27 protein-coding genes and 2 pseudogenes are annotated in these 23,191 nt (G+C 50.5%); 19 read left to right on the forward strand and 10 right to left on the reverse strand.

Annotated features, from left to right (window positions below):
* Positions 1-148: 148 nt before the first annotated feature.
* The gene (locus LIX15_RS11745) at positions 149-412 is read right to left on the reverse strand and encodes a HalOD1 output domain-containing protein (protein ID WP_227773380.1); all 264 of its coding nucleotides are present in this window, start codon (positions 410-412) and stop codon (positions 149-151) included.
* A 198-nt stretch (positions 413-610) separates the two neighbouring features.
* On the opposite strand from LIX15_RS11745, the gene LIX15_RS33670 reads away from it, so the two are divergent.
* Positions 611-811 (forward strand): VNG_1110C family protein, encoded by a 201-nt coding sequence (locus LIX15_RS33670; RefSeq protein ID WP_425556760.1) that lies wholly within the window; start codon positions 611-613, stop codon positions 809-811.
* 784 nt (positions 812-1,595) lie between these two features.
* On the opposite strand, the gene LIX15_RS11750 is transcribed toward LIX15_RS33670, so the two are convergent.
* Positions 1,596-2,054 (reverse strand): DUF2391 family protein, encoded by a 459-nt coding sequence (locus LIX15_RS11750; protein WP_227776875.1) that lies wholly within the window; start codon positions 2,052-2,054, stop codon positions 1,596-1,598.
* A 1,505-nt stretch (positions 2,055-3,559) separates the two neighbouring features.
* On the opposite strand from LIX15_RS11750, the gene LIX15_RS11755 reads away from it, so the two are divergent.
* Entirely contained in the window at positions 3,560-3,757 is a 198-nt protein-coding gene (locus LIX15_RS11755) for a hypothetical protein (protein ID WP_227773381.1), read from the forward strand.
* Between the two features lie 61 nt (positions 3,758-3,818).
* Here the strand turns inward: LIX15_RS11755 and LIX15_RS11760 are convergent, their stop codons facing one another.
* Positions 3,819-5,012, reverse strand: a complete 1,194-nt coding sequence (locus LIX15_RS11760; RefSeq protein ID WP_227773382.1) for an arginine deiminase family protein — start codon at positions 5,010-5,012, stop codon at positions 3,819-3,821.
* Positions 5,013-5,173: 161 nt separating this feature from the next.
* Between LIX15_RS11760 and LIX15_RS34005 the strand changes: the two genes are divergently transcribed.
* Positions 5,174-5,296 carry a DUF8118 domain-containing protein gene (locus LIX15_RS34005; protein ID WP_497007436.1) on the forward strand — a complete coding sequence of 41 codons (123 nt, stop codon included), beginning with the start codon at positions 5,174-5,176 and terminating at the stop codon, positions 5,294-5,296.
* Positions 5,297-5,551: 255 nt separating this feature from the next.
* Here LIX15_RS34005 and LIX15_RS11765 read toward each other — a convergent pair whose 3' ends face one another.
* The 3 genes from LIX15_RS11765 to LIX15_RS11775 all read right to left on the reverse strand — a co-directional run bounded on the left by LIX15_RS11765 (position 5,552) and on the right by LIX15_RS11775 (position 7,742).
* Positions 5,552-5,767: a hypothetical protein gene (locus tag LIX15_RS11765; protein WP_227773383.1), complete on the reverse strand. Its 216-nt coding sequence runs from the start codon at positions 5,765-5,767 to the stop codon at positions 5,552-5,554.
* A 261-nt stretch (positions 5,768-6,028) separates the two neighbouring features.
* Positions 6,029-6,649, reverse strand: coding sequence for a thermonuclease family protein (locus LIX15_RS11770; RefSeq protein ID WP_227773384.1), 621 nt, complete (start codon positions 6,647-6,649; stop codon positions 6,029-6,031).
* A 664-nt stretch (positions 6,650-7,313) separates the two neighbouring features.
* Positions 7,314-7,742: a ribbon-helix-helix protein, CopG family gene (locus LIX15_RS11775; protein WP_227773385.1), complete on the reverse strand. Its 429-nt coding sequence runs from the start codon at positions 7,740-7,742 to the stop codon at positions 7,314-7,316.
* Between the two features lie 459 nt (positions 7,743-8,201).
* On the opposite strand from LIX15_RS11775, the gene LIX15_RS11780 reads away from it, so the two are divergent.
* On the forward strand, positions 8,202-9,446 hold the full coding sequence (locus tag LIX15_RS11780; protein WP_227773386.1) for an inorganic phosphate transporter: 1,245 nt from the start codon (positions 8,202-8,204) through the stop codon (positions 9,444-9,446).
* Positions 9,447-9,477: 31 nt separating this feature from the next.
* Here the strand turns inward: LIX15_RS11780 and LIX15_RS33220 are convergent.
* Positions 9,478-10,004 (reverse strand): annotated as a pseudogene (locus LIX15_RS33220) (DUF2270 domain-containing protein).
* A gap of 187 nt (positions 10,005-10,191) precedes the next feature.
* Here LIX15_RS33220 and LIX15_RS11790 point away from each other — a divergent pair.
* From LIX15_RS11790 to LIX15_RS11830, 9 genes and pseudogenes are all read left to right on the forward strand, one after another.
* A complete protein-coding gene (locus LIX15_RS11790) occupies positions 10,192-10,377 on the forward strand; it encodes a DUF1328 domain-containing protein (RefSeq protein ID WP_227773387.1) in 186 nt (61 codons plus the stop codon).
* 121 nt (positions 10,378-10,498) lie between these two features.
* Positions 10,499-10,705 (forward strand): Sp36 family protein, encoded by a 207-nt coding sequence (sp36, locus tag LIX15_RS11795; RefSeq protein WP_227773388.1) that lies wholly within the window; start codon positions 10,499-10,501, stop codon positions 10,703-10,705.
* Entirely contained in the window at positions 10,706-11,725 is a 1,020-nt protein-coding gene (locus LIX15_RS11800) for a DUF7972 family membrane protein (RefSeq protein WP_227773389.1), read from the forward strand.
* Positions 11,726-11,806: 81 nt separating this feature from the next.
* Complete coding sequence (locus LIX15_RS11805) at positions 11,807-12,085, forward strand: hypothetical protein (RefSeq protein ID WP_227773390.1); 279 nt, start codon at positions 11,807-11,809, stop codon at positions 12,083-12,085.
* Positions 12,086-12,493: 408 nt separating this feature from the next.
* A complete protein-coding gene (locus tag LIX15_RS11810) occupies positions 12,494-13,909 on the forward strand; it encodes an ATP-binding protein (protein WP_227773391.1) in 1,416 nt (471 codons plus the stop codon).
* 697 nt (positions 13,910-14,606) lie between these two features.
* Positions 14,607-14,846 (forward strand): SWIM zinc finger family protein, encoded by a 240-nt coding sequence (locus LIX15_RS11815; protein WP_227773392.1) that lies wholly within the window; start codon positions 14,607-14,609, stop codon positions 14,844-14,846.
* Between the two features lie 226 nt (positions 14,847-15,072).
* Entirely contained in the window at positions 15,073-15,636 is a 564-nt protein-coding gene (locus tag LIX15_RS11820; RefSeq protein ID WP_227773393.1) for an alpha/beta fold hydrolase, read from the forward strand.
* Positions 15,637-15,773: 137 nt separating this feature from the next.
* A pseudogene (locus LIX15_RS33225) lies at positions 15,774-16,148 on the forward strand (RNA-guided endonuclease TnpB family protein); the annotation flags it as partial.
* Positions 16,149-16,389: 241 nt separating this feature from the next.
* Positions 16,390-16,782, forward strand: a complete 393-nt coding sequence (locus LIX15_RS11830; RefSeq protein ID WP_227773395.1) for a cupin domain-containing protein — start codon at positions 16,390-16,392, stop codon at positions 16,780-16,782.
* 573 nt (positions 16,783-17,355) lie between these two features.
* Here the strand turns inward: LIX15_RS11830 and LIX15_RS11835 are convergent.
* Entirely contained in the window at positions 17,356-17,832 is a 477-nt protein-coding gene (locus tag LIX15_RS11835; RefSeq protein ID WP_227773396.1) for a GNAT family N-acetyltransferase, read from the reverse strand.
* A 221-nt stretch (positions 17,833-18,053) separates the two neighbouring features.
* Here LIX15_RS11835 and LIX15_RS11840 point away from each other — a divergent pair, with 221 nt between their 5' ends.
* Entirely contained in the window at positions 18,054-18,326 is a 273-nt protein-coding gene (locus LIX15_RS11840) for a hypothetical protein (protein WP_227773397.1), read from the forward strand.
* A 6-nt stretch (positions 18,327-18,332) separates the two neighbouring features.
* Here LIX15_RS11840 and LIX15_RS11845 read toward each other — a convergent pair whose 3' ends face one another.
* A complete protein-coding gene (locus LIX15_RS11845) occupies positions 18,333-18,746 on the reverse strand; it encodes a winged helix-turn-helix transcriptional regulator (protein ID WP_227773398.1) in 414 nt (137 codons plus the stop codon).
* Positions 18,747-18,874: 128 nt separating this feature from the next.
* Between LIX15_RS11845 and LIX15_RS11850 the strand changes: the two genes are divergently transcribed.
* Genes LIX15_RS11850 through LIX15_RS11860 form a run of 3 tightly spaced genes read left to right on the forward strand, consistent with a single transcriptional unit; the run spans position 18,875 to position 20,907 of the window.
* On the forward strand, positions 18,875-19,330 hold the full coding sequence (locus LIX15_RS11850) for a DUF6069 family protein (protein ID WP_227773399.1): 456 nt from the start codon (positions 18,875-18,877) through the stop codon (positions 19,328-19,330).
* Positions 19,330-19,932: an NADPH-dependent FMN reductase gene (locus LIX15_RS11855; RefSeq protein WP_227773400.1), complete on the forward strand. Its 603-nt coding sequence runs from the start codon at positions 19,330-19,332 to the stop codon at positions 19,930-19,932. Before LIX15_RS11850 ends, LIX15_RS11855 begins: the two co-directional genes overlap by 1 nt.
* A gap of 9 nt (positions 19,933-19,941) precedes the next feature.
* Entirely contained in the window at positions 19,942-20,907 is a 966-nt protein-coding gene (locus LIX15_RS11860) for a WD40/YVTN/BNR-like repeat-containing protein (protein ID WP_227773401.1), read from the forward strand.
* A 125-nt stretch (positions 20,908-21,032) separates the two neighbouring features.
* Here LIX15_RS11860 and LIX15_RS11865 read toward each other — a convergent pair whose 3' ends face one another.
* Positions 21,033-21,449 (reverse strand): CPBP family intramembrane glutamic endopeptidase, encoded by a 417-nt coding sequence (locus LIX15_RS11865; RefSeq protein ID WP_227773402.1) that lies wholly within the window; start codon positions 21,447-21,449, stop codon positions 21,033-21,035.
* Between the two features lie 90 nt (positions 21,450-21,539).
* On the opposite strand from LIX15_RS11865, the gene LIX15_RS11870 reads away from it, so the two are divergent.
* On the forward strand, positions 21,540-21,668 hold the full coding sequence (locus LIX15_RS11870; protein WP_227773403.1) for an SWIM zinc finger family protein: 129 nt from the start codon (positions 21,540-21,542) through the stop codon (positions 21,666-21,668).
* 1,093 nt (positions 21,669-22,761) lie between these two features.
* On the forward strand, positions 22,762-23,031 hold the full coding sequence (locus LIX15_RS11875) for a S8 family serine peptidase (RefSeq protein WP_303657537.1): 270 nt from the start codon (positions 22,762-22,764) through the stop codon (positions 23,029-23,031).
* Positions 23,032-23,191: the final 160 nt, after the last annotated feature.

Below are 23,191 nucleotides of genomic sequence, written 5' to 3' on the forward strand. Positions count from 1 at the left end.
AGCGCTCGAAGACCGTCCGCAACCTAAAACAGTACTGCTGTAGTGAGTGCAGTGGATCATTTCGCACCAAGGAGGCAACGGTCACTGATCAGGCTTGGTTTCGAGTGACTCTGATGTACGCTACGTAATGAAATCAATCCCCAGCAGTCTACGTGTTTAGTTCGGACACGAGAATAGTTTGATCGGGCTGAACCGTGACCTGGTAGTCGGCATACTGAAACTCAACTCGTTGTCTCCCATGTTCATAGAGTGCTTCGAGTGCATCGGGTTCAATAACCTCGTACAGTGGGGTGTCCGGTTTGTCTCTGTCCATCTGTTCAATTGCACTGACGATAGCTGTAATAATCGATTCTGACTGGCTTTGTGATGTGCGTATCAATGGGGATGATGGCGAATCTGATGGCCCGTTCATTGCCTCTGGGAATGTATGACGATCCAATTCGGGCAGTATCTAGCATGGATTGCCGAGAGAACCATTCTCTGCCATTTGTTCGAATTTCTGAATCATAGATTTATTTTGGAGATACAATTTAGAACGAGTGACATTGTTTTGCGCATATCTTTACGTCCAAAACCCACTCTTTTTTAGACGCACTGATTTATGCAACTAATGGTGGCCGCCAGCGTATTCCGTGACCATACACAAATCGTCCTTCCAAAAGAGGAGGCCAGCAACCATCGTAGTCATCTTGAACATAATTTCATGATAACGATTTCTGAAGAGAATGATGCCGTTCGTCTCATCGGTAGTCCCTGTGAAATCCCGAAGGTACGCACATGGCTCCTATCACATGGAGTCGAAATCCTGTAAACCGAGTTCGAGAAGTACGTTGATATCTCTCTTGACCACTGACCGATTCTCGTTTAAGTAATTCTCGCGATAAAGATTAGGTATGAGGAAGATTTTCGCGGGCTGCTGTGTTCTGTATGAGTGTATTTTATCACCCGTGTTCCGGGCTTTGAGCCTGTTCTGATTTGTCGGTTATACCAACTTTCGTATTCCCATTTCTATCTGCTTGGCAACTATTTTTGACGCTTTACTTGGTAGCATCTCCTATGGCTCGTGAAACTCCTAGTTCAATATACTTCACAGTGAGTGTGTAAACGTCTTAGAGGACACGTGGGACGACGAGATCGACGCGGAGCGGCTTGCTGCGCGCCTCATTGACAATGACGGGGACAAGTGGCTGCTCATCGGCTTGACAGAGGGTGCAACGGTTGTCCTTATTTATAAACTACCAAAAATAGATGTTCTATTCGATTCACAACGAACGATTTGACGATTGATTTCTCGCAAAGGCGCGCTACTGTTCAGAGCCCGTTACAAGCAATCGACTTGATTGTGAACCCAACCGTCCACTCAACCGCCTCTGATTGTGTTCACAAACCAGCTGCGATCTGAGCGTCCCAGATATATCGTAGTTACCAGGTATCATTCCCATAGTGTCAGCGCGAATTTCGTATATCTGGGTGCTCGTCTCACCTGGCTCAATCGGAGTTATGATACCGATTGAATTGATGACGAGTCTCTTATTAGTAAATAAGATCTGATTACGGTGAATCCAAGGGATAGCATCGACCGGTGAAATCTACGTCTAAAAGAGACTGTCTGCGGTGGCTGCGCCGACTACACTAAAGATCGCTCCGATACAGATAGCCTTGACTGTCGTAGACGGTGTGGCTCCAAACGTATCCGGCGCGTCGAAAACAAATGCCAGAATCGTCACAGAGGTATAGGAGACGATAAGTAATGAAATGAACCGGAGAGGAATCCCCGCAATCGATCGCTCCATCTCCGCCTCACGATCTTCTGCGCGATATAACGTCCCATAGCCGATCGCGAACACCATGAAAATCGTAATCGCTGTTTGGAGGAGGTTCATATTTGCTGCAAGTATCCACACTTCTTCAGTCACGACAAACGCGGCACAGAGAATAAAGCCACCAACGATTTGCTGGGCAATATCATCGAGTCCGAATTGTCGAACGTTAGGAAAATGTGCGAGGAATCGGCGTGTTCGGCGGAGTGCCTGACGCTGATTGGGTGAATCAATTGTTTCCTCAGCATCTTCGAGCTGATCAAGCAACTCTGTTAATTCATCGTCTTGAAGGAGACCTTCATTTGTATATGGCAATTTGTCGCGCTCCATTTTTACCGCGTTAACTCTCTACACCCATATTCTAACTGGTAGCCAAATCACTATATTCCTCTGACGTGGCCATCCAAGTCCCGCCGCAATCTCGCTCATCATATAGGGTTCAAACGGTTCCATGATCTCGAATACATCCGCTGGCCTTCGTTCCTGAACGTTCCCATGACTCCTGTATTATCCTATTCTGACGATACACCTTACATCACCTATTGGTTCGAAACGCTGAGCCACCAACTAGCAGTAATCCAATAACGGCAAGAGCAAGCGCAATAAGAAGTGAAAGCAATTGCGACCCATGCCAACTACAGCCATCATACCAGACGAGGGTCACTGTGTGTAAATCAAGGTCGATGAGTCGGGCATGAGTAAAGTCAATCCCTCAGAAATCGGATATATACTCCCGACACATGCGCAATGTCCCACCGCCACTACCTAACAACAGCGGAATGAGAGCAATTCCACCAAGACCAAGTAAGAGACCAACCCGGCGAGCAGTGATGTAGATAATTATAAATATTTTTAAATAAACTGAAAGTAGAAAGTGTAGTGTCTAGTACAAGCGATGTTTAAGAGTGTGCCATATTATTCAAATCTGTTCTTGGCACCACAAAATACTTACCATACAACAGATATAATGAACCATACGCTGTTCACGCTCAATCGGATTCATTGCGATCATCACGCTGATGGTCGCCCTCAGCGGATGCCTCGGCGGTACACCCCTTCAGAATGACCAACAGAATCAAACCCCACCGACAGATCAAACGACATCCGAGTCGACACGCGTCAATGGAACACCGACAATGGGAGAAATTCCCCCACTTAGCGATCAAACCAAGGAGGCCCTCGAACGTATCCGATCAAAACAAGACAAGATCACTAGTTATCAGGCCACCATAACTGAAACGATGGTTACACAGCTTTCGAACGGGAGTCAACTCACCTACGTTCAGAAGTGGGATGTCGCCGTCAAGTTATCCTAAAACGGGGTTCTCACACGTGTTGAATCTTGGAGTCCCAATTCATCGGAACCGAAGAGTCTCTGGATCCAGAATGCGACTGCGACCGTCCAATACGTCCCAAGTGAGGATGAATACCGGATTCAAGAACGGACAGAGTCAACGGGTCACTCGGAGCATTTCTTTCCACATGCTCGGATCGAGAAGGGAAGCTATCGTCTTTTCGAGACCCCATTCCCAACCATCAAAAAAGAAAACGCAATCCAGTACAACGGGACTGATATAGTCAACAGTCAACAAGCCGATGTCATCTACCTCGACGGCAATCTAAATGGCGGGAACCTTGCGTACTACGATGCACAAACCATCTGGGCCGATACAGAAACGGGACTCGTTCTGAAACAAACGGCACAAAAGCCCCATCTCGACAGTATGAGAAATATAAATGTGGCAGAACTCAGAAACCCCGGTGCAAATGACCCGATGAATGAGTCTGATGATGACCCGAACGCGGTTTATCTCGGCGACAAGACCATCACGACGACATACACGAATGTGAGCGTCAACGATGTTCCCAACAGCACCTTCGATCCGAATATTCTACAGGATGCGGACGTAGAGAGATCTACCCAAGTGGAAGGATAGGGTCCACAGAAAAACTGCTTGTGACCGGAAATTCAAATTATCCCGCTTAACATCACTCTGTCTATTCTCGCGAAAGGGGAGTCGTCATACAATGGATACCGCCCCCACCGTTCGTCAACGAGTCTCGAGGAATTCCTGCCCCGTCTGGTAGGATCTCTACACCGAGTTCCTTCAGTTTCTCTATTGTCGGATTATTTTCGGAGCGATACTCTCCGTCAGCGTCCGGTTCATAGAGCGGCAGAATCGTTTCGCTCTCAATGGTGAGGAAGTTTGTAGGCCACCGTTCGGACCAGGAGACATCGACAATGTCGAACCCTTTCTCTTCGGTCAGGTAGTCGTAGAGGTTGCTCGAATGATCCTTTGTGTAATCGTTCCCACGTCTCTCATAGACATCCACGTTGGCTGCACGTGCGAGATCTGCATCTAGAACTATCAAATCTTCAGAGACAATGTTTACCCACCCTAAGAGGTGCATTATCCGGGAGCCAGTATCATGTTCTTTTCGGAACTCCCGATCGGCCTGCAGGGGTGCACGGACAAGCACAAATTCTTCGTACCCAACCGCGCCACTGTTCATCAACTCCTGACCGGCTGCGTAGCTTGTTCGGATTACGTGTTCTTTCCCGTTAAGGTCCGCGGAAACTCCGAGGAGTGCAAACTCACCGGCTGGAAGGAATTCTCCACCTTCTACGTGCGCATCCATTTCGTAGATGATATCGGCTCCAATTCCCTCCCACGCATCGCGGACGATTGGGACTTCCCGTTGCCGTACTGGCTCAAACATATTACATAAAATAGGCCCTTTATCCCCTAGAATCGTTGTATCTCGCTGAAAATACATATTCGAAAGGGGTTGATCTATTATCAATAATTTTATACTTTCTTCCTCCCTCGGTTGCTGCATCGACACTTGTGTTAAGGCAAGGTGAAGTTTCTCTCTGGAGTTGAATGTCTCACTGATAGTCCCTACGTCTGCTGACGAGTTGCTGTCCATTTCCGAGATAGATTCATGGATCAGATCATCAAGAACGCCTGCAGTTTCGAGGTCATCTGCGAGCTGGTGTACTTCCACACCTGTATCCTTAAGACATGACTTTATTTTCTCATGTTCTGCACGGGCTCGCTCTGGAGGAATCATCTGTTCGAAGAGGTTTGTTTCATAGTCGAGCGTTCCAGCCCATACCTCGATCCCAGGAGTATGAACCCGAACAGCCGAGAGACGATCCCATTCTGCATATACGGTATGTTCTCCCATACATCTCTATCGTCACACTATGCAAGTAAAAATCCATTCTCCATCGGTTTCTCTCGACAATGTCATTAGGAGCTAATGGCCTATACATGCCCGCACCACGTCCACCGCACCGTTTTGTAAGCACATGACTGCCGTCGAAACCGCGACAAACAAAGGCACGCTTGAGGCGTTCCCATCGGACGACGACGCAGACGAGTATCAGTGGTCCACATACCGGCTACGACAAGTACGGTAACGTCGATCACAACAAACGACGCTGTCAGATGTCACCCAGTGAACGCTGATCGAATGCACAGATACACCCGATGAGGACGACGATAAACCAACAACCGAGCGAGCCCTGCTCGACTGGGCGCAAGCACATGCGGCGGACGTCGCGGCTGAACATTTCCCAAATTTACCGGTCGATGCGATTGAGTGGGAGGTCTCATATCATGGCCACTGCCATTTCGATGTAGACTTGCAATGGTTCCAGATTCTGAATCAGTAGTCTACTCACTTAAGAAGTATTCAGATGATAATTAGGACTACGCTTTCTACTAAGAGAGGATTCGTCGAACCGGGGTCTGAACGAGATACAATGCGATCGTGGCACCAAGGAATGGCGTGAGAGCATCACTGACTGTGTGAATATTGTCGATGAGCAGATTGACGAGTACAGCAATGATTCCGACGAAAACAGAAAAAGCCAGACACTGCTTGTTGAATAAGAATTCTCGAGAAAAAGGAGATGAGTGAGTAGGGTTTTCTGTCATACAAATACATTGGATAGTGTTCTGAATAAACATTACGAGAGATTAAGATTAGCATATCCCTATCCCTTCGAGAATCATTCAAAATAGTTCTGTTGGGTCATACCGAGGGACCATCCTCGATTCTTATCGTAGTTGCCCTCGTTATGACACCCATCTAGCAGCGACCCATTGCCTGCTGACAATTGGCTCGCATACGTTTCGGCATGTTCTCGTGATCCAAAAATCAGTATACACAGAGATGTCAAAATACTTCGGAATCGCTTAGAGCGACTCGCAGGCAACGCCGTCATCATCAGCATCAAGCCGATGAGGGTCGCTCGGATCCTGCTCAAGCACGGCCTGCGCTTGTTCGTGTGTCTCGAAGTGACTGCAATCGTAGTCGCCATCCGACGGCAGTGGTGGGATATCCACTCCATCAGACGGCGCCTCGGTCATTTCAGTCGCCGTCGGAGTTGGTTCTGGTGTCGAGGTCGACTCGTCGAAATCCCACAATCCAACCTCCTTCTGCTGGGCGTTCGCTTCGGCAGTCTCGAAATCGCTCCGTTTCGAGAAGGAACTGTCGTACAGCCGAGCATAGCCATCGGTCAATAGCTGTCGGTTGAAGTTCTCACCATCGACATAGATATAGACCAAGAGCCGCCCAAAGCTCCCCCGGCGGTCGGCTTCCGGATCCGTTTCAATCCGAACTGTCTTCCCATCCAATTCGTCCGCCGCAAACTGACTTGCCCGCTCCCCCCATTCATATAGATGGTCGCGTCCAGCCGTCGAATCTGGGATTCCCTCGAAATCACTGGGATTCGTCCGGCTCAATGTTGTTTCCGGCGTGTCAACTCCCAAAAGGCGGAGTGTGTCAGTTTCACCGTTCGGGAACTCAACTTCCATTGTGTCCCCATCGACGACCCGGGTGACGGTAACTGTCCATTTAGTCCCGCTCCCTGGCCCACGAGCTGCTTGAGTTGTCGATGTTGGTTCTGGTGTAGTTGTCTGCGTTGGTGTCGGAGTCGACGCTGTGGATTGTGTTGGTGTTGATGTTGTGATTGTTGTCGGTTGCGCTGTCGTGGTTTGTGTTGTGGTCGTACTAGTTTGTGCTACTGTTGAAGATGCCGCTACTAGTGTTGTTGTCTGTTTTGCGGTGGAAGTTCCGGTTGTCGATATTTGCGTTGTCGCTGATGACTGCGTAGTGTCGACTGCAGGCGTTGTCGATGTTGTTGTTTCGCTAGTAGTACTACATCCTGCGATAACAAGTATTAGAGCAAGGGCAATCGCGAGAGGTACCTTCGAATAGATCACGTTGTTTATAAATTGTTGAAATAGATAAAACTATGTTTTCTAGAATGGTTTTCTACTCTTCTTGTTTCGAGATATAGGAGACAAAGAAGATGTTTAACGATTAATACTATAATATATCTGATTACGATTTCATCGATGTATCTATCACTCTTTCTGAGACATTTTTGAGTAATAACCTCATCAATGCATCACGTTCATTACGTATTCGTTTAAGCTCATCAACTCGCTTTGCACGGTTGTGCAGAAACCAATACTGCTATCTTTCCATTCCGAAGAGCCACCATTTCGCCCGCGTAGCGATACCCGCCTCGGCTTTCTGTCGGGTGAGACTTCGCTCCTCCTCAACGTACTTGACGAGCTCCGTGTTCTCCTCGCGCTGTTCGAGGATCTGGCGCTTCTCCCGATGAACACGTTCGAGTTCTTGCTTCACTTCCTCGTACTCCGATTGAAGTTCGTCGTACTCCTCGTGGAGTTCTGCGTATTCATCTTGGAGTTCTTCGTTGTTCGAGCGGAGTAGTTCGTGCTCGTCTTGGAGTTCGTTGTACTTCTCACGGATTTCATAGTACTCCTCACGAACTCTGAGTGCGTCACGGATGTACTCCGCACGGGATAACCTGGCATTATCCGCGAGTTCATCTAACTCCTCGCGGCGTTCATCATCGATCCGGACGGATACATTCGGCATACAGTGTCACTCCAACTGGAGCATAATGTAATTCAGTCAGACGTGCGTCAGCCATGGGCACAAAGCCTATACCGTGATTCTTCATTAGACTGTATGCGGTTCTGCTCGAACCGCAAGCTCGGAGTTACTGGGCGTTTGCTCCTGTTGGCAATGGTTAGTATACACTACTAACCTACGACGCGCACACCCCTACCCACCCCTTCTTTACCCTTGTGTCTGCTTGGTGGGTGATTGGGTCTATTCGAGGGTCAGGCATTCTCCTTGAATCTCTGTAATTCTTCGAGAAGATATTGTGTATCCGCATCGAATTTGTGGCTACTATCTTGTGGAAGCCATTCATGAATCACTTCTCCTATGATTTGAGCGCAAAGAAATTCGAATATTCAAGATACCGACACCTCGGAACTGGCTTCAGTGATTTTATATAGGTGTCAGCAATGTTGATTTAGAGAGAATACAATGGTATCAGTGCTAACCGTCGCTGGTGTTGTCGTTGCCGTATTCGTTGGGTTCAATATTGGTGGCTCATCGACGGGTGTAGCGTTCGGTCCGGCAGTCGGCTCACGTCTCCTTCGGAAGGCGACCGCAGCAGCCCTGTTCGTCGGCTTCGGCTTTCTCGGAGCATGGACCGTCGGTCGGAACGTCATCGCGACAATGAGCAGCAGTATTGTACCGGCAACCCAATTCACACCTGCCGCGAGCGTCGCTGTCTTGTTCTTCACCGGCATGTCACTCCTTATTTCGAATCTCTACGGCGTTCCAGCCTCGACGTCAATGACGGCCGTTGGCGCCATCGTTGGACTGGGCCTCGCGTCGAACACACTCAATCAGGCACTGATGTTTACTATCGTCTCAGCATGGATCGTCGCGCCGCTGATCAGCCTCAGCATCGGAATAGTGGTCGGGCGTTACATCTACCCGTATCTGGATCGCTATGTCGCGTTCACAAAGTTCGATCTCCACTTTATCCAACTCGACCGTTCTGGGACGATTCCCCGACTCTACCTAAATCCTAACGCGACACGGCAGGACATCATTGGATCACTCTCGGTAGTCGTCATTGCGTGCTACATGGCGTTTTCGGCGGGAGCGTCGAACGCGGCGAACGCTGTGGCCCCCCTCGTCGGCGAAGGGGGATCGCTCACCGTCAACCAGGGCGTCCTGCTCGCGGTGGTGGCCTTCGGTCTAGGCAGTTTCACCATCGCCCGTCGCACGCTGGAGACGGTAGGAGATGATATTACGGAGCTTCCAATTCTCGCTTCACTGATTGTCTCCATAGTCGGTGGCACTATCATCACGATTCTATCCTACTTCGGAATCCCGGCGAGTCTCGCAGTAAGTACGACATCGACGATTATTGGACTTGGATGGGGTCGGGCAAGCCGAGCAGCGACACTCGTAGAGTTTGCGACGCCGAAACGTGAACATCCGGATTTAGAGGTCGCGACAGGAGCGCTGGTCACCTCCCGCGCTGAGGATATGCCTGCAAGTCCAACGATCGGCGATATTGCCCGTTACGAGGAACCGGCAGAGAAGCCGGAAGAATTGCCAGACGTGCCTGACGTTGGTGCGGAGGGGCCGGCGGATCTCGATCAGCGGAGCCTCTTCGACCCAGCAGCGGCCAAGCGTATCGTTACGATGTGGGTGTTGACGCCCTCGCTGGCGGTTGTCGGTTCCTACCCGGTATTCACATTCCTGTTGTGAACGTCCCTTAAACGATATCGCGTAAACGATATTACGGGATCCCGATGTACCGGTGCCGATAGAACTGATAGAGGCATGCAATCGGGACATTGAGCAGCGGAATGATCATGAGATAATAGAGAATGGTTGGCTTCCACGCAGAGTAATTCCCATTTAACGATCTTTTCGCGCCAATTCGTAAGTGGTAGCCTTCCGGGTCGAATGCGTTCGCAAGGACGTTTTCTTCGATAAGACGGACTCGTGCCCGATAGACATCGTATATACGATATCGGCGTACATCAAAATCAGAAACTTAGAGAGCGCAACCATTCCAATGAAAAGTAGATACGAACCCCTACTTTCAAATGATAATGCAAGAATCGCTGTAACAACCGCAACCGCCCAATCAGCAGTTAAATCGAATCGGCCAAGAAAGGTCGCTGACTGAGACATCTCGCCACGGTAATACTGCAGAAGTAACGAAAGCAGCTCAGAGCGATCGTATACGGCCTCTTCAGCGACTTCAGGTTCTTCTTCCCCCTCTGGTTTTAAACTCGTCTGTTTCTTCCACCATAACATCCGTCTAGAAGCTATTCACTAGCTTAACCTTGCGTTACCAGAATTCAAATATATGCACCTAATCGTAGTGTTCTTGCTGAAATCATCTATCTTCTGTGCTGCGATTCACCGAGTTACTCTCTCACTCTCTCTTTTGGAATGATACACGTTCTAATGTCTATTGGCGCTTGTTCTCAGTCTTGGCGAGATGGTTGACTACTTGGATATCTTATATACTATCTATGGCAATCATAGAACTTGCAACCGCTTTTTCGTCCTCGCAATCATCGCCGGTGTCCTCGGAGCAAGAGGTGTTGCTAGCCTGTCAATGGAGGTGGCAAAATGGCTCGTGATCATTTATCGTTGTTCTTTCATTTTTTCATTTTTATTATAGACATTGAGAAATTTATAAATTGTCCATTTGATAATATTATCCTACGTTGTTGAATACGGTCTTCTTCATGATGGTGACTTCTGAATGAAGCTAATATGATAAAAGATCGAAGAGTATGCTAATGTGTGCCCAGAACGCTACTCACTGGGAGTACCGCAGCCTTAGACCACCACGTGAGGAAACACAGAAGGAAGCGAGTGATCCCACAGACCAACTCAACGAACTTGGAGCTGACGGATGGGAGTTCGTCGGAACGATTGAGTATGAGGGCGGTGGCACGAAGTACCTCGTTCTAAAACGACCGCTGGACGCTGATACGGAGGAATGAATGAGTAACAACGAAAGCGATATTGGGACTGCGAATACGATGCGAGGACGGTCAGAAGAGAGCCGGCTCAAAATATGGGTTCTCTTTCGGATGAATAGATTTCTCCTTACTGGATTGCTTGCTCTTCTTGTCTTTCTCTCATTTCTTGTATTCAGTCTCACGCTCAATCCATCGCTTCCAAGCGAAATCAAATCAACCGATACAATTGAAACGATTTTTTCTGCGATGATCGGTGTCATCGTCACCGGAACAACGTTGGTCGTTACAATCAGCCAGCTTGTTCTCTCAGAAGAAAACGGGCCATTAGGTGACCAGCGTAAGCGGATGAGTGATGCGATGGACTTTCGCACCTACACCAAAGACTTGTTCAACTCTGTCGTCCCAGCCGATCCTTCGAAATTTCTTGGTCAACTCGTGAATGAAACTGAGCGACGAGCAGAGGTTCTCGATCGGCTTATCGGTGAGAGCGATGATGAGGAACTAATCCGCCAAGTTTCCGAGTTCGTCGATAGTCTGCATGGAAACGCGAAAGAAGTCCAAGACGAACTTGAAGGGTCCCAGTTTGGAACTTTTGATGTTCTATTTTCGGCATTGAATTTCAACTATGGATGGAAGATCTACCAAGTTGAACGAATGGTAGACGAATTTGCCGATTCACTGAGCGATAACCAACAACTGGCCTTCGATGATCTGGAAACAGCTCTGGCTATGTTCGGTCCCGCCCGAGAACACATTAAGACGCTGTACTTCCAGTGGGCGCTCGTTAACCTCTCCCAATATATTCTTTATGCAGCGATTCCAGCGCTCATCGTTTCCGGTGGTATGCTGACCTTCGTTGGAGCGGAAACTTTCAGCGGTACATTCCTTTCAATTCCCATTATTACATGGGTTGTGAGCGGAGCGTTTACAGTGACACTCATTCCCTTCCTTTTATTCACCTCCTACATTCTTCGGATTGCCCCTGTTGCTAAACGAACGCTTGCTATTGGTCCGCTTATCCTTCGTGAATCTCAACGATAATAGCTCACAAATCATCTAAATAATATTGCGAAATAAATTGCCGCTATAGTTAACTAACTGTCGATAGTCACTATATTCGGAATGATGGGTGAAAGTCAAGAAGAAATGAGGGAACAGCCAGAACAAAAAGCAGCAGGTGAATCCGCACAGGATCCAATCGTACTCGCAGCTCTCGCATCCGTTGGCCTGTCCTGGTATCAATTCTTCATCCGTGGCAACAGAACTCGGGGGATATTCATCGGGTTGTGGCCACCAACACTTCTCGCATTTGCGAGCTACTTCAACCAAAAACAGATGGAAAAGCGCATGAATCCGACTAATATAATGAGTTCTGTCAAAAAAATGATCGGCAGTAAATAATCTGCCGTCTTTTTGCTCAGAGAAGACTCTCACAACCATTCAGCCACGTTTGAACTAGTGGTTCACTCTAATATTTATTCTCTGTATTTATCAACAAAATCACTTAGTATCACGACCATCCCACTGAGCACCACTACGTCGTCACGCTGGACGACGGTACGGGCGATGCGATGGCCTCGGGGACTTTCCGTGCTGGCCGTGCGTGCAAACGGGACGAAAGGAACTACCAAACTAACCACCGCTTCAGCTGTTTTTATCCATGTTACGGCAATTGACGTTCTCGGATATCACCGACTAGTGAACGCTCATAGAACACAGAGATTAGGAATGAGACTATTATAGCTCAAACTCTAATAGTCTCACCACTAACTTCGAAGCACATACATACCCTGTATTTCTACAGTACGTATGGAACAGTTCGTCAATCGAATTAAGGAACTCAACCGACTCAAGGCGCTGTACGGTAGCGAGCAGGCGGAACTCGCGATCATCTACGGGCGTCGGCAGATCGGGAAGAGCGAACTCGTTCGTCAATCCATTATTGATCGAAACGACGTCGTCTACTATCAGGCAGTCCAAGGAACTCCCACTACCCAACTTTCTCGCTTCGTTGAAACAGCTGCCTCAACATTTCCCAGCATTACGTCCGTCAAAGAAGAATGGGAACCACTTCTTACACACCTCGTTGAGAGAGACGCAATCATCATTCTCGATGAATTTCCCTACCTCATCGAATCAGACAAGAGTTTCCCCTCTATTGTGCAACACCTGTGGGACACCGGCGTAGACGACAGTCAAGCAACGCTCATCCTTACGGGGTCAGCGGTCGGTATGATTCACACCTATTTGCTTGATGGCGGTGCGCCACTCTATGGACGTATTTCCCAGACGCCGAATGGTCGAATAGAGCTCACACAACTCCCCTTCCGGTCAGTCCAAGAGTTCGTTCCGGGATACACCCCGGAGGACCGTGTGTTTGTGTATGGTGTCTTCGGTGGCACACCGCGCTATCTAGATCCGCTCGATGCATCACGATCACTAGGGGAAAATATTACACGACTATTGTGTGATCCGGATGGGCCACTCCATAGCGAGCCCGAAACAGTGCTCCAAATGGAACTCAGTGAGGTAAACACGTATTTCTCGGTATTAGAATCCATAGCGAGGGGAAATCGAAGTCGAAACGAAATCGCACAGGGGGCCGGTATTGAGAGCACCAACACGTCCTATTATTTCGACCGCTTGGAAACGCTTCAGATCATCGAAAAACATCATCCAGCACTCGCTGACCCAACTCGAAGTAAACGAACACGCTACAAAATTCGAGATCCCGTCTTTCGTTTTTACTTCCGGTATCTGTATGGTCGTGGTGGACAATATGAACTCTATGGCGAAAATGCATACGAGGATCTGATCGAACCAGAGTTGCCGGACTTCGTGAGCGAAACGTTTGAAGAACTTTGCCACGACGCACTCCCTGAATTGTATCCCGAATGTACATTCACACGGGTGCCGAGTCAGTGGTGGTACAAAGGACGTGAAATCGATGTCGTCGCCCCGACTGACGGGCCAAAACTTCTCGTCGGTGAAGCCAAGTTCACAAATGCTCCACTCGGATATGATATCCTCAACACTCTCGAAGAGACGGTAGAGTATATCGACTGGACACCGAAGACGGGCGGCAATCCGTCATATGAATACGCGTTATTTAGCCGATCGGGATTCAAATCGTCCGTAGAAGAAGCTGCTGACGATCGTACTGACATCCACCTTTTTGACCTCAACGATGTTGTAGACACATTTGAGACAGACAAAACACGCTGAGCACCAGGGCGTTGTCTCTACACGCGACGAATATCGTTCCTTAGCGGGATTTCGATCTTCGTCGGATGCCTGCTATTTGCAACCTATACAACTCCCCATTTCGGCCTCGGATGAAACCCATAACCTTGCTAATAGTGACTTATGAGTCAACAGAAAGCTCATAGCAAGACAACACTCAGTAACAGTCATACCTATGCCACCGGCATTGTATCTCGAATATTTTCTCACGCTCGTTCTGTTCGCGGTTGGGTGGGTATCCCTCGGTTACTGGATATTCACTGATGCCACTGCTCGTGGCAGTTCATCGGCACTGTCTTGGGCTTTCGGCACGTTGGTTTTCCTTCCGACTGGCGTGTATTATATCCTCTTCTATCGGCGCTCACACGAACGAGATGTCCAAGAGACGCGTCGTGAACGAATCGCAGGGATCCTGGCGGCCGGTAGTATTGTAGCGACGGGAACAGGCGTGTGGCTCGCCCCACCAGACCCCGTTCACACAAGTCCAGTTCATGCCGACCGCCCTTGCCGTGACTGTATTGGTGCTGCTTTTATTCGAACGTCGGATCAGAGCAAGCAGATCGTAATCGGTCACTGCGGGTTTCAATTGGGTCTGAGTGACTGCTATTCCATCTGAATCCAAATAGTTCGACGGTGCGTCACGAACTGATCCACGCATGGCACCCCCGGAATGGTCGAAGTGACCAATGAAAGCCATGAGAACCCCGCTGACCACCACTACGTCGTGACGCTGGACGACGGTATGGGCGATGCGATGGCCTGCACCTGCCCGCACCACGTTCACCGGTACGCATTCTGTGAGCACATGCCTGCCGTCGAAAACGCAACTGACGATGGGACACTTGAGACGTTCCCGTCCGAGAACAACGAGACAGACGAAGACGACGCTGAACCAGAAAATGCGATTGTGATAGCCTGAACGGCTTCCCGTGCTGGCCGTGTGTGAGGACGGGACGAAAGGAACTGCCGAAGTAACCACCGCTTCAGCCCTTTTTATTGCTACTTCGGAGGTTGATACAGAGTGACCAGAATCCTAAGCTGACAATGATTGACCAACCATCACAGAAGAGAGCTAGTCCATATTCGCCGTTCAGCGCATCTATAAGTCGATTAGAGTGGAACAGACACCCAGAGAGAGGAACACTATGGAACAACAAGTGCTGTTCATTCATGGTGCTGGAGGATACGAAGAAGATAAAAAATTAGCAGTGAACCTACAGGATGTATTGGGGGCTGCATACAAAGTACAGTATCCACGGATGCCAAATGAAGATCATCTCGGATACGAGGCATGGAAACAGCAGATCGTAACGGAACTTGCTGCATTGGATGATGAGGTGATTCTTCTCGGACACTCTTTGGGCGGTTCGATTCTGTTAAAATGTCTTTCCGAGGAGAAGATGGACGTGCCTATCGCTGGTCTATTCCTTATCGCATTGCCTTTCTGGGGTACCGAAGGGTGGCAAGTTAGCGAGTACGAACTAGAGAAAAACGTTGCGTCGAAGCTCCCAAGTGAACTACCTATGTTCTTTTACCACAACCGAGACGATGAAATAGTACCATTTTCCCACCTCGTGCTGTACGCGGAAAAACTTCCGCAGGCAACTATTCACGAGTATGATACCGGTGGACATCAGTTCAACAACGATTTGTCTGACGTTGCTCGGGACATCAAACGACTGGAAAAGAAGAACTCATCTGTGCGGTAGCGAGGAAACCCCGCCGTGAACAGCGGGGAGGAATCGCGTTCGGTTAGCTGGGCATTCACACGTGTTTCGCCCGGCTGTCTGTCCTACTTGAATGGGCCGTCGGTATCCAAGGCCTTTGCGCCTTGAATCACTAACCTGCGCCACCAACGGCGCACAAAGAGCACCGACTTCAGCGTACTGTGTCGACGTATCGCCGTGCGCTCAGCGAAGCGTTCGAGAGTGGCGCGGATACACAGACTGCGGTCAATGATGTCGTCAGCGGCTACACCCTCACGTCCTACGCCAAAGACGCGCTCAAGAAGTACGTCCCGCAACTTCGCCGGACGTACAATGCTTCGGAACTCGAAGACGACCACCCTGTTCGATTCACGAACCGGGGATTCCGAATCGACCATTCCGAGGAGCGAACGCACGAGTTCTGCTGGCCCATTCCACAGGCCGGACGTGGCAACGCCTTCTGGATTTCGCTCCGTATCAACCCCGCTCAGCGGGAGTTGTGGGTGGACTTTATACTAACCTACACGCTTCTGCTGAAGTTCTCAGAGCGTAACAGGAATGGTGTGCTGAATAGAGAGTGTTTATCCAGCAGTCGCTCCTGCCAACTGTCGGTGAGCTGTGACGGCACCGTGGGGGTGTTGTACGTGACGTTCAGTGAACCACCTCGGGATCACGCCCCGAGGTACTCGGCCTGTTCAGACTGTAGAAGGCTGCTTAGTCCGAGCATTTAATCATCTTCCATCGATAGCGATAGATATGGGTTACCATCTCATTGACCCGAACGACCTTGACCAGTGGGACAACCGTCCGACCGATGTTCGGTCGCTCAGTGTTGCAGCAGGATACGACTATCAAAACTCGAAGCTCGGTCTTCGGGTCTACGAACTCGCTCCCGGTGAGCAGTCCGGGCTGAGCTACCACTCCCATGACGAGCAAGTCGAGGCATTCTACGTTCTCGACGGTACACTTCACGTCGAAACCCCCGACGAGACGTATGTTGTCGAATCCGACCACGTCCTCTTCGTCGATCCTGGGAGCCCGCAACGAGCGTTCAATCCCGAAACCGCCGAAACAGCCACACGTATCCTCGCCATCGGGGCGCCATCAGTCGACGACGCGCACCCGTACGATCCATCTGATGACGCGTGATCCGTCTATCCACTGTACGGGCGAAAAACAACTTCACATAACGACTAGATTGGGAGACGGCTCAACGAATATCGCCCCCCGGGTTCATGATAAGTACAGAGTATCTATTCAGCAGTTCGGGATGATCAGGGAAGGGAGGTAACAGACCTTACCCATCAGATGTGCACTGTGAACGGTGCGCGTGAGAGTTATATCGATGGTAGTTGTAGTTCTTGCACCCGACAGGACGATCTACTCGTGACATGCAGCAACTGCGGAGAGGAGGAGTACCTGGTCAGACAGTACCATGTTCACCTTTCTACGGGCCAAGTCGTCGAAATATATCTCTGCAAAGGATGTCGCCACAAATTCGTCACTGCCAACTGGGTTGAGTTCGTAATTTAGCCGCTCGGTACTGATAGGTACGCAAGCTCGAGGTGAATCTACCCAGGAGCAATACTTTGCGAGATTCGCGCCTTGTTTCTTGCAGCGGCTCATCAGGTTGCCGAGTTGCTGTCACAGATTGCGTGCTGAATAGAGAGGCTGAATTCAGCACCAGTGGTTTGCAGATAAATCGTTACAGCGTCCGTACTGCTACAATTCCTTCTCCATGATTGGCACATCATACGGGCGGTTACTGAGTCGCTCAATCCCAATCCGTTCGTACCCTTCTTGCCGATACCAGTCTTCAAGGAACGGGTGTCTGGATAGCGTACGGAGATGAATCGAATCTTGACCGTCCGCCTTCGCGTGCTCCTCGACGGATTCGAGAAGCAGTTGTCCGATTCCTTCCCCTTGATAGTCTGGTGAAACCGCGAGCCGTCCAATCTCGGGCGTGTCCCAGTCTGAGCGTGGGATGAGTTGAACGACACCGACTATCTCATCCTCGCGTTTCGCAACTAACACTGTCCGGTTGCGAAGCCAGTCTGCAACATCGTCCGTATCACACTCAAGGACACTCGATGGGAATCCCATCCGTTTGTTTTCCCGATATGCAGTGTGATACACCTTTACCAACACGGAGACGTATTCAGCCGTCGCGTTCCGGACTTCTAGCGTCATGGTATCCATTGTATTCCCTCCTGAATTAGCGTTTCTCCAATGCGTGGCTTAACTATCTGCTGGCGAAGTCGCGTGACCGATATGCGCTGTGTATTCAGTCCAACCGCTAGACTCGATCACCTTTTGAGGGTTTCAACAAGGTCATATTAGTAGACTAAACTAACCTTGGGATATCTACTTTCGCTTTGGCTGGCGACTGTTTACACCGATTCGGAGCAAAACCGCTGTGTATGTTCCGTGAGACGGTCCTGTTCGATACACTCCACAGCGAGCTTGCGATCGTCCTGAAGGAGACACGAGACGACGAGATCGATGCTGATCGACTTGCCACGCGAATGCTCGACAATGACGGGGACAAACGGCTACTGATCGGTTTGACCAAGGGTGCAACAGCGGTCCTGACCGACAATCGATTGACGAACTCGATCACGCGAACGCCGATCGATGGAGATTACGCGTCGAGAATCGCAAGAGTTATCGATAATTGTTCTGCCGAGATTTAGCGCGTCTCAATCGTCATCGGTGGCAATCGGTTCGAGGTCGTGCCGCTCGGTCCAGACGCCGAGATACCAGAAGACAGGGGCTAGTTCTTTTGCCTTCTCCGTGGCGTTGTATTCAACACGCGGTGGGATCTCGTCGTACGCTTGTCGCGTCAATAACCCGACCTCTGTGAGTTCTTCGAGCCGATTCGAGAGCGTGTTTGGAGCAATATCGACTGCCTCCTCAAGATCGCCGAATCGCAATGGCCCATCTCCAGTTGCGAACTGGTGGAGGATCACGATGGTGTGTTTCTTTCCCAAGAGGTTGAGGAGCGCAGCCATCGTTCGATTGTCATCCTTCGCTTGTTCTGAGCCGGGTGGTCGCGCTGTCTCATTGGAGAGGATTGTCTCGATGAATTCTTCAGCCTGCGGTGGTTCGACCATAGCCTAACTATGGGTTCTGAAGTCACATAATTTGTTACTTCGAAATTGGTGAGTAGCTACACAGGAGGTGAGTTGCTCCATAACTTCTAACTTAATAGTATATTACTACAGCTACTGTACTGTTGAGCATGGCATCCATGACCACCATGAACAACTCGGAATTGAGCAGATCCGTCGGCACGTTCCGACTCGCAAAATACGGCCTCTTAGCGTTGCTCATCGTGAGCATCGTGAACATCCTCGTCCTGTTCATCGGGCTAGCGATCGTCGAATTCCCGGCTGAATTCGTTGGCGGCGCGTTCGGACCACTCGCGGTGGGGCCGGTTGTCGTTAATTCAGCCGTTGCCGCCATCGGGGCGACCCTCGTGTACGGAGTGGTCACGCGATACGCGGCACGACCGAACCGGACGTTCACCATCATCGCAGGGGCGGCGCTGGTGCTCTCCTTTACGACGTTCCTCGCGCCCGACCTGTCCGGCGCTCCGCCGAGGGTCTTTGCTATACTCGCGGTGATGCACGTGACCGCCGCAGTCACCATCGTTGCCGTCTTGACCCAGGCGACGAACCAGGAGGCCGAATCCTAATGAGCTCTCTCGGACGCGCCGGTCGATCATCGGGAAAGGGGCAGCCGCACGTCGTCGCAGTGTGCGGAAGCCGACGCGAAGCAAGTTACACCCGTCGAGCGCTCCACGAGGCGCTGGTCGGCGTCGAAGCAGCTGGCAGCACAACCGAGTTGCTCGACCTCGCGGAATTGGATCTCCCGCCGCTCGATCCCGACGTCGATGGGGCAGGAGATGGCGACGTGGTGAGACGGACGATCCGTGAGGCCGATGCGGTCATCCTCGGAACGCCCATGTACCACGGCTCGTATTCGGGCGTGTTGAAGAACGCGCTCGATTACTGCGGATTCGACGAGTTCGAGAACACGACTGTCGGGCTCCTCGTCGTCTCGAGCGGGCCGTTTCCCACGCCGGCACTCACTCACCTCCGCAATGTCTGTAGATCGCTACACGCCTGGGTTCTCCCGTACCAGGCGGGGGTTCCGCAGGCGCGTACCGCGTTCGACGATGACGAATTCGTAGACGAGGACCTCCGAGAGCGCGTTCGGACGCTCGGTGTCCGCGCTGTCGAGTACGCAGCAATTGAACCGGTCGAAACCCGGGCGGCGCAACTTCAGGAGGTGTAATCAAGTCCCATGACTTTACTCATCGGGACGCAGGACGGCGTCTACCGCTCGCAAAGCGGTGAGCTCAACGATGTCGAACGGGTACTTGACTCGGGAGTGACGCTCGGCGTCCATGCGTTCGAAGAGCACGGGTCGTTCGCCGCGTCGAAAACCGGCCTGTTCCACTCGGCAGATCAGGGATTAACATGGGACCGGCTTGGCGTGCCACAAGAGGAGATGTACGCCGTCGCGGTAAGTCCCAACGGCAGTCGTCTGTATGCGGGCACGCATCCGGCTCACATATACGTCTCGACTAATCAAGGCAGGACATGGACGGAACTGGAGGAATTCCAGAAACTTCCCTCTCGTGACCAGTGGCATACTCCTCGTCATCGCGGGAAGTCACACGTCCGTAGCCTCGATATACACGCCGATGCACCCGACCGGGTAGTTGCTGGTGTCGAAGTCGGCGGAGTCCACATTAGTGATGATAATGGTAAGACTTGGACTGAGCGACGTGCGGGTCTTGAGCTAGAACGCGGGGATGATCTCCAATATGATGTTCACCATGTATTAGTGGTAACCGCTGACGAATACGTCGTCTCATGCGGTGGTGGACTCTATCGAACCACTAACGCCGGGCATTCATGGACGCGACTAGACACGGAGTTGCCTGGGCCGTACTTTCAGGAGGCGTTTTCCTACCAGGGAATCCTGTACGCCGCTGCCCAAATGCTTCCACCGACCCTCCCGATGGGCAGCAGATATGACAAACGGAGCGTGAATGCATCGCTGTTCGAATCAACGGACGACGGAACCACGTTCGAGAGCAAGCCATATCCCGGCGCACCGGACGAATTCGTCTATGCATGGGCGGCAGCCGACGAACGCGTGCTCGCAGGAACAACTGAAGGACGGGTGATTGTCCGCGAGAATGATGCGTGGACCACGCTCGGACACGTTCCGAAGTGGATTCGATCGCTATCTATCGAGTGAATCCACTTCACCTCGTTATCATTGCCGCTCACAGCCAACGTGAACACACGATACACCGAAACTTCACCGCCAAATTATCCGATGTACTGCATCGACCAAACCCCGACGAATACGATAACGACATTCTAAATGATGTGAACGATAATGAGCGACGTGACTGAGCCGGTACGCTCTCGGACATAGCCTACTGCGATGCCAACGATGAGCGCGAGCGGAACCATCGTCATCGTCATCATTCCATGGATATACGTGAATCCGACCCCGATCGTTGGCCACGCCGGAAGATGACCGCGAAGCCAGCCGAACAATGCACCACAGAAGAGCAACTCCTCAGCGATCGGTGCAAGGATGCAGGCCCGGGTGACGACGAAGACCACGGTCGCTGCATCAGCCCCTTCGAGACGCCCCATGTCCGTGCCGATAAGGACCAGAAAGCGTGCAAGCTCGGCAGCGGACGAAAACGCAGGGAGAATAGCTGAAAGGAGAGCGTACACCACGAATGCGACCACGTAGGCACCTGCCCACAGAATCCCACAGCCCACCGGTACACAGTCTCCATCGACGCGATGACTAAACCGTCTGATTTTGTTGTCTGTAACAGATATCTGTAATCTCGTGCCGTTGTTAACCACGTGACCGAAGAATTGATGTCTTGTACCTGCCCGCATCACGTCCACCGCAACACCTACTGCAAGCACATGGCTGCCGTCGAAAGTGCAACCGACGATGGGACGCTCGAGGCCTTCCCTTCGGAGGAATAGCGAAACAGACGACGAGGGCAGTGAGTCGACAGAGTGCGATTGTGGCGGCCTCGGTGGCTTCCCGTGCTGGCCATGCGTGAGAACTGAGCGTAAGAGACTCCCGAACTAATCTGTTTCAGCCACTCGATGGCACACCAACTGATGCTGTCCGACGTAGCTATCCAGTAAACGCTGATTGTGTGCAGGTATAGTGATTGACGATGATACGCTGACGACTGAGCGGAAAACTGCCCGATCGTATACAACGGTATGCGGCAGACGTTGCGGCTGAAAGTTCAGCCGCAAGGATTGTGATCTAGTAACCACTGGACAAGATCATTGAAGATTAGAAAGGTTTGGTTCAGTCTGATATTTCACGACGTCGAATACTACTGTATCTCTTGCTAAGTGTACTCGCTAACAGCAAATAGCCTCCTTCATGGCTCTTTGTAAGTGATCTTTTGATGATGCGATCCTTTATGTTGTTCAATATTTATTTTCGATTTGTCGAGTAACCATGCTCGACGGCGTCTCATCCAATCAAATGGTAAGTGGAACAGAGCGGCCGCCAGTGCCGTTATCTGTTGCGCTTCGATCCTAGTACACCGCTAAGGCGATCTACTGTGGAAGTCAACTGTACACGACGCAGTCACTCTTCGACGCACATACACCACTGGAATCAAATTGACGCCTATCCAGGATATAAGACTCAATAGATAGTAATTACAACCTGAAATTACCTGGCTTCACTTGAAAAGAACACTGTAATTGGATCTTGGCAGACGCGTGCCAAAATACTATGCTCTTATGACGAATCTCTTTTGAGCATACCACTAAATGAGATGGTACCATAGGGGCAATCAGGATAGCGAGACCAATGACATGTAGATTGAAGTGGAAGTGACGCTCGTGTTTCCGTTGTTGGTCGCTGGCGCGGTCCAGTGACAACGGATTCGTGTTGGTAACCCGGACAAAGTCACGAAGAAACGTTGTAGCGGTCGAAGTACTGGAGCACAGCGGAAACGTGGAGAGCCACCACGTGCTGGCATTCGAAGGTAGAGCGGATCTCACATGACTGATAAGTGAACTGAATCTCGAACTGCTCCGTGTGATTGTGAAACCAACTGGGCCAGAAATCGATTTAGCTGCGCCTGGGAAGAATATTCGCTCAACATATCCGACCTACCTCGGAAACTACTCCAAACTCTCAGGTACCTCAATGGCTACCCCACACGTCTCGGGTGCAGCGGCACAACTCATGGCCACGGGACTGTCACATGAAGAGACATCCCAGCAACTCATAGACACTGCCGAAGATATCGGACTGGCAGCAACTGAAAGTGGTGCTGGCCTCCTTGATGTGGCTGCTGCCCTTAACCTCTGATCTAATTCGGCCGCGACTACCACATTAAAAACTAGTTTATTAAAGATTTTATTAACTAATGTTTTTATCCTTTCAATGTGGTCACTTAGAGATCAGCTCCGGGAAGTAATGGAACATAATCAAATGGATCAAATAATAAATCAGTTCATTGATATTAATT

The sequence above is a fragment of the Haladaptatus pallidirubidus genome (assembly GCF_020700235.1).
In the GTDB taxonomy this organism is placed as follows: domain Archaea; phylum Halobacteriota; class Halobacteria; order Halobacteriales; family Haladaptataceae; genus Haladaptatus; species Haladaptatus pallidirubidus.

Excerpts from the sequence above, each read along its gene's own strand:
- LIX15_RS11745 (WP_227773380.1), bottom strand. The coding sequence starts at position 412 with ATGAACGGGCCATCAGATTCGCCATCATCCCCATTGATACGCACATCA.
- LIX15_RS33670 (WP_425556760.1), top strand. The coding sequence starts at position 611 with ATGGTGGCCGCCAGCGTATTCCGTGACCATACACAAATCGTCCTTCCA.
- LIX15_RS11760 (WP_227773382.1), bottom strand. The coding sequence starts at position 5,012 with ATGGGAGAACATACCGTATATGCAGAATGGGATCGTCTCTCGGCTGTT.
- LIX15_RS11765 (WP_227773383.1), bottom strand. The coding sequence starts at position 5,767 with ATGACAGAAAACCCTACTCACTCATCTCCTTTTTCTCGAGAATTCTTA.
- LIX15_RS11770 (WP_227773384.1), bottom strand. The coding sequence starts at position 6,649 with ATGGAAGTTGAGTTCCCGAACGGTGAAACTGACACACTCCGCCTTTTG.
- LIX15_RS11775 (WP_227773385.1), bottom strand. The coding sequence starts at position 7,742 with ATGCCGAATGTATCCGTCCGGATCGATGATGAACGCCGCGAGGAGTTA.
- LIX15_RS11780 (WP_227773386.1), top strand. The coding sequence starts at position 8,202 with ATGGTATCAGTGCTAACCGTCGCTGGTGTTGTCGTTGCCGTATTCGTT.
- LIX15_RS11790 (WP_227773387.1), top strand. The coding sequence starts at position 10,192 with ATGGTTGACTACTTGGATATCTTATATACTATCTATGGCAATCATAGA.
- sp36 (WP_227773388.1), top strand. The coding sequence starts at position 10,499 with ATGTGTGCCCAGAACGCTACTCACTGGGAGTACCGCAGCCTTAGACCA.
- LIX15_RS11800 (WP_227773389.1), top strand. The coding sequence starts at position 10,706 with ATGAGTAACAACGAAAGCGATATTGGGACTGCGAATACGATGCGAGGA.
- LIX15_RS11805 (WP_227773390.1), top strand. The coding sequence starts at position 11,807 with ATGATGGGTGAAAGTCAAGAAGAAATGAGGGAACAGCCAGAACAAAAA.
- LIX15_RS11810 (WP_227773391.1), top strand. The coding sequence starts at position 12,494 with ATGGAACAGTTCGTCAATCGAATTAAGGAACTCAACCGACTCAAGGCG.
- LIX15_RS11820 (WP_227773393.1), top strand. The coding sequence starts at position 15,073 with ATGGAACAACAAGTGCTGTTCATTCATGGTGCTGGAGGATACGAAGAA.
- LIX15_RS11830 (WP_227773395.1), top strand. The coding sequence starts at position 16,390 with ATGGGTTACCATCTCATTGACCCGAACGACCTTGACCAGTGGGACAAC.
- LIX15_RS11835 (WP_227773396.1), bottom strand. The coding sequence starts at position 17,832 with ATGGATACCATGACGCTAGAAGTCCGGAACGCGACGGCTGAATACGTC.
- LIX15_RS11840 (WP_227773397.1), top strand. The coding sequence starts at position 18,054 with ATGTTCCGTGAGACGGTCCTGTTCGATACACTCCACAGCGAGCTTGCG.
- LIX15_RS11845 (WP_227773398.1), bottom strand. The coding sequence starts at position 18,746 with ATGGTCGAACCACCGCAGGCTGAAGAATTCATCGAGACAATCCTCTCC.
- LIX15_RS11850 (WP_227773399.1), top strand. The coding sequence starts at position 18,875 with ATGGCATCCATGACCACCATGAACAACTCGGAATTGAGCAGATCCGTC.
- LIX15_RS11855 (WP_227773400.1), top strand. The coding sequence starts at position 19,330 with ATGAGCTCTCTCGGACGCGCCGGTCGATCATCGGGAAAGGGGCAGCCG.
- LIX15_RS11860 (WP_227773401.1), top strand. The coding sequence starts at position 19,942 with ATGACTTTACTCATCGGGACGCAGGACGGCGTCTACCGCTCGCAAAGC.